The organism is Acidovorax sp. NB1 (assembly GCF_005405905.1).
In the GTDB taxonomy this organism is placed as follows: Bacteria; Pseudomonadota; Gammaproteobacteria; order Burkholderiales; family Burkholderiaceae_C; genus Acidovorax.
Genome location: NZ_BJHU01000020.1, coordinates 41,708 through 47,863, shown reverse-complemented (window position 1 = coordinate 47,863; position 6,156 = coordinate 41,708). Strand labels below are relative to the sequence as shown.

At 66.9% G+C, this 6,156-nt stretch carries 4 protein-coding genes; 1 reads left to right on the top strand and 3 read right to left on the bottom strand.

Annotated features, from left to right (window positions below; genetic code table 11):
* From AvAM_RS08295 to xdhA, 3 genes are all read right to left on the bottom strand, one after another.
* On the bottom strand, positions 1-430 hold a 430-nt coding region (locus tag AvAM_RS08295), incomplete at its 3' end, for a transposase (protein ID WP_171012170.1).
* A gap of 825 nt (positions 431-1,255) precedes the next feature.
* Positions 1,256-3,604, bottom strand: coding sequence for a xanthine dehydrogenase molybdopterin binding subunit (gene xdhB / locus AvAM_RS08290; protein ID WP_249368013.1), 2,349 nt, complete (start codon positions 3,602-3,604; stop codon positions 1,256-1,258).
* Entirely contained in the window at positions 3,601-5,109 is a 1,509-nt protein-coding gene (xdhA, locus tag AvAM_RS08285; RefSeq protein ID WP_137746619.1) for a xanthine dehydrogenase small subunit, read from the bottom strand. The genes xdhB and xdhA overlap by 4 nt, the downstream gene beginning before the upstream one ends.
* A gap of 110 nt (positions 5,110-5,219) precedes the next feature.
* Between xdhA and AvAM_RS08280 the strand changes: the two genes are divergently transcribed.
* Entirely contained in the window at positions 5,220-6,152 is a 933-nt protein-coding gene (locus AvAM_RS08280; protein WP_137746618.1) for a LysR family transcriptional regulator, read from the top strand.
* Positions 6,153-6,156: the final 4 nt, after the last annotated feature.

Genomic DNA, 6,156 nt, shown 5'->3' with positions numbered 1-6,156 from the left:
GATAGATCTGCTCGGGCAGGTTGCGCCAGGACGAGCCGGTGCGCAGCATATAGCAGCACGCTTCGACCACGCTGCGCCGGGAGTACGTGGCAGGCCGACCTCGCGCGCCGGGCTCTGGCTCGAACAGGTCCTGGGCCAATGCCCATTCAGCGTCTGTGAGGCAGAGGGCCATGCCTGAGTCGCTGCGGGGGCGATGCAGGGTGGTGTAGCCGTAGCGCGTGCCAGGCTGCTGGGGGTTAGCGCGCGCCAGTTGCTTTGTGGGCCGTGTGCGCTGCAAGCCGGCCGCTTTGAGCGCTGCGCGCAGCGTGACCGTGCTGGGCGCGTTGCGGCCCATGCGCTCAGCCCAGGCCAGGGCCAATTCGGGCAGTGTGGCCTGGGGGTTGTCGCGCACCACTTCGCGCAAGGCCGCGTACTCTCCAGGAGATATCACGGGCGGTCGGCCTGTCTTTGCCATTGCGTTGCTCCCGCTTAGTCAGTGCGACGGGATCATAATTTATTTCTTCTACACCCTCCGAAAGAAAGTCACCAAAGAAAGGGCGACCCCCAGTCTGCGACCCCTGCGCTTCGCTCCGGGGCAAACCTGCGTCGGGGCGGTTGTGGGGTGCGCCGTGGAACTCGCTTTGCTGCTGCGCAGCGCCGCTCGGACAGCCACGGCGAGTCAGAGCACGAAGCATGGGCGCTTCGACGCCCATGCTCACCCCACAACCGCCCCGCCGCAGGCGCAGCCAGCAGGGGGTTGGACATCCGAACATCCAACAGCCGAACAGCCCTACGGGCCATCGCTTCGCTTGGCCCCACCTCGCGGGCGCAAGCGCCACGCGCTGAGCAGGTGGGGCCGAGCGCAGCGCAGCGAAGCAATGGCCCGTGTGGATGTCCACTCCCCGGGTTCCCTTCAGGATGTGCCGAGGAGCGCAGCGGCCAGCGGATCAGGGCTCGCGATTGTTTGAGCGCAGTGAAACGAAGCGAGTTGGAGCGAGACCCCGCTGGACGCGAGCACCGCAGGTTGCCCGTAGCGAAGCGAAGGGACACAGCCTGTAGGGTCGCCTTTTCTTTGGTGACTTTCTTTTGGCGAAGCAAAAGAAAGCCACTGCGCCGCCGGGGGCACACCCCGGCCTCCGCCCTCAACCCAAGCATGCAGCCCAATCTACACACAGGCTCCGACAAGCTCAGCCCCAACGGCGATCAAGAAATCAAACTGCTACAAAAATAGTAGCTAAAAATGCATAGCCAGCAGGCGGCAGAGGCCAAAAAAACCTCAATCCCCCACCCGCCCCAAAGCCCTCAGCACATTCTCCGCAGTCGCCGGTGCCGTCAACACCACCGGCGCCGCAGCATCCACGCCGCTACGCCCCGCTGCCACCGCATTGCGCAGCGCCTCATACACACTGATCGCCAGCATGAACGGCGGCTCCCCCACCGCCTTGCTGCCACCCACGTTGTCCTCCCGGTTCGCCTCGGGCCACAGGTGGACGTTGAAGTGCGCCGGAATGTCGCCCGTCGCCGGGATCTTGTACGTGCTCGGTGCGTGGGTGGCAAGGTACCCCTTGTCGTTCCACACCAGCTGCTCGGTCGTCAGCCAGCCCATGCCCTGCACAAACCCGCCCTCGATCTGGCCGATGTCGATGGCCGGGTTGATGCTGTGGCCCACGTCATGCAGGATGTCCACCTTCAGCACGCGGCTCTCGCCCGTCAGGGTGTCGATGGCCACCTCGGTGCAGGCGGCGCCATAGCTGAAGTAGTAAAACGGGCGCCCGGTGAGCGTGGCCTTGTCGTAGTGGATCTTGGGCGTGCGGTAAAAACCGTCGCTCCACAGCTGGATGCGGTTGGCGTACGCCTCCTTGACCACGGCGTCGAAGCTGCGCACGGCCTTGGGCGAGATCACCTGGCCGCCCGCGAACCGGATGGCGCCTGCGCCGCAGCCGTCCAGCCCGCACACGAACGAGGCCAGGTTGTCGCGCACGTTGCGCGCGGCGTACTGGGCGGCGCGGCCGTTCAGGTCGGTGCCGCTGCTGGCGGCGGTGGCGCTGGCGTTGGGCACCTTGCTGGTGTCGCTGGCCGTCACCAGCACACGGTGCAGGGGCACACCCAGCTCATCGGCCACGATCTGCGCCACCTTGGTGTGCAGGCCCTGGCCCATTTCGGTGCCGCCGTGGTTCACCTGCACGCTGCCGTCGGTGTACACATGCACCAGCGCACCCGCCTGGTTGAACAGCGTGGCGGTGAAGCTGATGCCGAACTTGACGGGCGTGATGGCCATGCCGCGCTTGATGACCGGGTTGCGCGCATTCCAGGCCGCAATCTCGGCCTGGCGCTGGCGGTAGTGCGAGGTCTGCTCCAGCGTGGGCAGCAGCTCGTGCAGGATGTTGTCTTCCACCGCCATCTGGTAGTGGGTCACATGGCGGCCACTGCTCGCGTCCTTGCCATACAGGTTGGCCAGGCGCACGTCCTGCGCGTCCAGGCCGAGTGCACGCGCAATGTCGCCCAGGATGGCTTCGATCACGATCACGCCCTGCGGGCCACCAAAGCCGCGGAAGGCGGTGTGGCTTTGGGTGTTGGTCTTGCAGCGGTAGGACGCGATCTCGACATCGCTCAGGTAGTAGGCGTTGTCGGCGTGGAACACCGCGCGGTCGGCCACGGGGCCGGACAGGTCGGCGCTGAAGCCGCAGTTGGCGGCCATGTGCAGTTTCAGGCCCGTGATGCGGCCGGTGTCGTCAAAGCCCACGTCGTACTCGTACGCGAACGGGTGGCGCTTGCCGGTGACCATGAAGTCTTCGTCCCGGTCCAGTCGCAGCTTGATGGGGCGGCCCAGCTTGTTCGCGGCCACAGCGGCCCACACGGCCAGGTGGCCGGCTTGGGTCTCCTTGCCGCCAAAGCCACCACCCATGCGGCGGCACTCCACGCGCACCGCATGGTTGTCGATGCCCAAAGCGTGCGATACCCAGTGCTGCACCTCGCCCGGGTGCTGGGTGCTGGAGTAGACCCACCACTGTTTTTGCTCCAGCGGCATGGCGTAGGCGATCTGGCCTTCGAGGTAAAAATGCTCCTGCCCGCCGACCTCAAACGCGCCGCTCAGGCGGTGGGCGGATTGCGCGAGGCCGGTGGCCGCATCGCCCCGGCGCACAAACACGGGGGGCAGCACATAGCTTTGCGCCTTCAGCGCGTCCTGCACCGTAAGCACGGCGGGCTGGGGGGTGATGTCGAGCTTCACGGCGCGCACGGCGCGGCGTGCTTGCATGACCGAGTCGGCCACAACGAGGCCAATCACCTGGCCCACAAACTGCACGCTGTCCAGCGCAAAAACGGGCTCGTCGTGCCCGAACGCGGCCAGGATCTTGTCGCCCGGCACGTCGCTGGCCAGCACCACGCCACGCACACCAGGCAGCGCCAGTGCAGCGGTGGCGTCCACCCCGTTCAGGGTGCCGTGCGCCACGGTCGAGAGGATGGGCGCGGCATACAGCGTGCCCTTCACCTCGGGCAGGTCGTCGATGTAGTGCGCGGCGCCTGCCACCTGGGCGCGGGCGCTTTCATGGATGTGCGAGTGGCCCATGGCGGCCCGGGTGGGCGAGGGCAGGGCCTGGGTCGGGATCTGTTCGGGGGCGTTCATACCGTGGCCTCCAGCGTCAAAGTGTCCAGGCTGACCGAGGGCTGGCCCTGGCTCTCCAGCCAGTAGCGCTGCAGCAGGCTGCCCAGCACCTGGCGGCGATAGGTGCCGCTGGCGCGCATGTCCGAGATGGGGCTGAACTCAGCCTGCAGCACCGCAGCGGCGCGTTGCGCGGTGGCCTCGGTCCACGGTTGGCCGACCAACGCGGCCTCTGTCTGCCGCGCGCGGGCCGGTGTGGCGGCCACGCCGCCTGCGCCGATGCTGGCGCGCTGCACGGTGCCGTCCGCGATGTCGAGGTTGAGCACCAGGCAGACGGCGGAGATGTCGTCGTCAAAGCGCTTGGAGATCTTGTACGCCCGCAGCTGTTCTTGGGTCGATGGGCGGGGCACCACGATGCGCACCAGCAGCTCATCCGGCGCCATCACGTTCTGCCGGTAGCCGGTGTACAGGTCTTCCAGCGGCAGCTGGCGCTCGCCCCGGGCCTGGCTGGCCAGTACCACCTGGGCGCGCAGCGCGATCAAGAGGGGCATGGAGTCGCCAATGGGCGATCCGTTGGCCACGTTGCCGCCCAGCGTGCCCGAGTTGCGCACGGGCAACCCCGCAAACCGCGTGGCAAAGCGGTGCAGCTGCGGCCACTGCGCAGTGAGGGCTGCAAACGCGTCGGTCAGCGTGACGGCGGCGCCGATGTGGATGGCGTCGGTGTGCGGTGTGACTTCGCGCAGCTCGGCCGCACGGGTCACGTCCAGCACCTGGGTGTACTGCTTGTGCTGCTTGGTCACCCACAGCCCCACGTCGGTACAACCGGCCACGATCTGCGCAGCGGGGTGGGCCGCGCGTGCGGCCAGCAGGGCGGCCTGGCTGGTGGGGGCGATATAAGAAAAATCGGCTGTCTGCGCGCGCTGGTCCTGCGCCATCAGCTTCAATTTTTGTAGCACTTCGGATTCATTGACCACCATGCCGGGCAGCGATGCCATTTGCTGGGCGGCATCGAGGATGGGGCGGTAGCCGGTACAGCGGCACAGGTTGCCCGAGAGTTCTTCCTGGGCCAGTTCGCGGGTGATGGGTTCACCGTGGCAGACATGGTTCTGGTACATGCCGAAGAGGCTCATCACGAAGCCGGGAGTACAGAACCCGCATTGAGAGCCGTGGCACTGGACCATGGCCTCCTGTGCGGGATGGAGCGTGATCGTTTGTCGGGCAGCGGGGGCATCGCCCACGGGCTGGATCAGCGGGTCTTCCGCCAGGTCTTCCACCGTCCACAGCGCCATGCCGTTCACCGAATGGGCCAGTCGGATGCAGCTGTTCACGGCGCTGTAGTGCAGCTGTCCGCCGCGCTCTTCGCCCAGCACCACGGTGCAGGCGCCGCAGTCGCCTTCGCCACAGCCCTCCTTGGTGCCGGTGCAGCCCAGGTCTTCGCGCAGCACCTCCAGCAGGGTGCGGTCGGGTGGTACATTGCCCAGCGCCACGGGCTGGCCTCGGCGCAGGAATTGCAAGGGTTGGGTGGTCATGACGGATGCCGCTTCTTCGATTGCTATCAATTCTTCAATTCATCAGAGGGTAGGGCGCCCCGAGGCCTTCAGCATAAGTACAAGCTTATGACATCAATGCACGCACTGCTATGAGAGACCACGCCCTTTTCGACAAGATAGACCTCCATCTCATAAGGGTCTTGCACACCGTGCTCACAGAACGCAGCGTATCGAGGGCCGCCGTCCGCCTGGGCATGCACCAGCCGGCGGTGTCGGCTGCGCTCAAGCGGCTGCGCGACCTGTCGGGCGACCCGCTGCTGGTGCGCTCTGGCGCCAGCATGATGCCCACCGACGCCGCGCTGCGCATGGTGGAGCCCGCAGGGGCCATCCTGCGCGCGGCCGAGGCGCTGTTTTCGGATGCGCGCGGGTTTGACCCGCGCACCGCCACCCGCACCTTCCGCGTGGCCGCCAGCGACTACCTCGACCCGCTGTTCCTGCCGCAGCTCGTGTCCCGCATCAAGGTTGAAGCGCCCCTGTGCCCCATCGAGATCCTTCCCTTGTCGGCCGACGCGCACTACCACGCGCACCTGGCACAGGGCGAGGTCGATGTGGTGATCGGCAACTGGCCCCAGCCGCCCGACGACCTGCACATGGGCCGCCTGTTTGGCGACGAGGTGGTGTGCCTGGTGGGCAAGGACCACCCCGCCGTGCGGCGCGGCTGGGATGTGGAAGGCTGGCTGGCCGCCGAACACATTGCCCCCACGCCCACACACCCCGGCGCACGCGGCGTGATCGACGTGCACCTGGACAGCCTGGGCATGCAGCGCCACATCACGGCGCGCTGCGCGCATTTCAGCCTCATCCCCAGCATCGTGGCATCGAGCTTGCTTGTGCTGACCACGGGCCGCCAGTACTGCGAACGGTATGTGGAGCAGCTGCCCCTGGCCATCCTGCCCTGTCCGGTGCCGTTTCCCCGGCTCATGTATTACCAGCTCTGGCACGCGCGCACCCACCACTCGGCGGCGGCCGCGTGGCTGCGCGAGTGTGTGAAGGGTGTAGCGTCTTCGCTACGAAAAGAATAGCTGC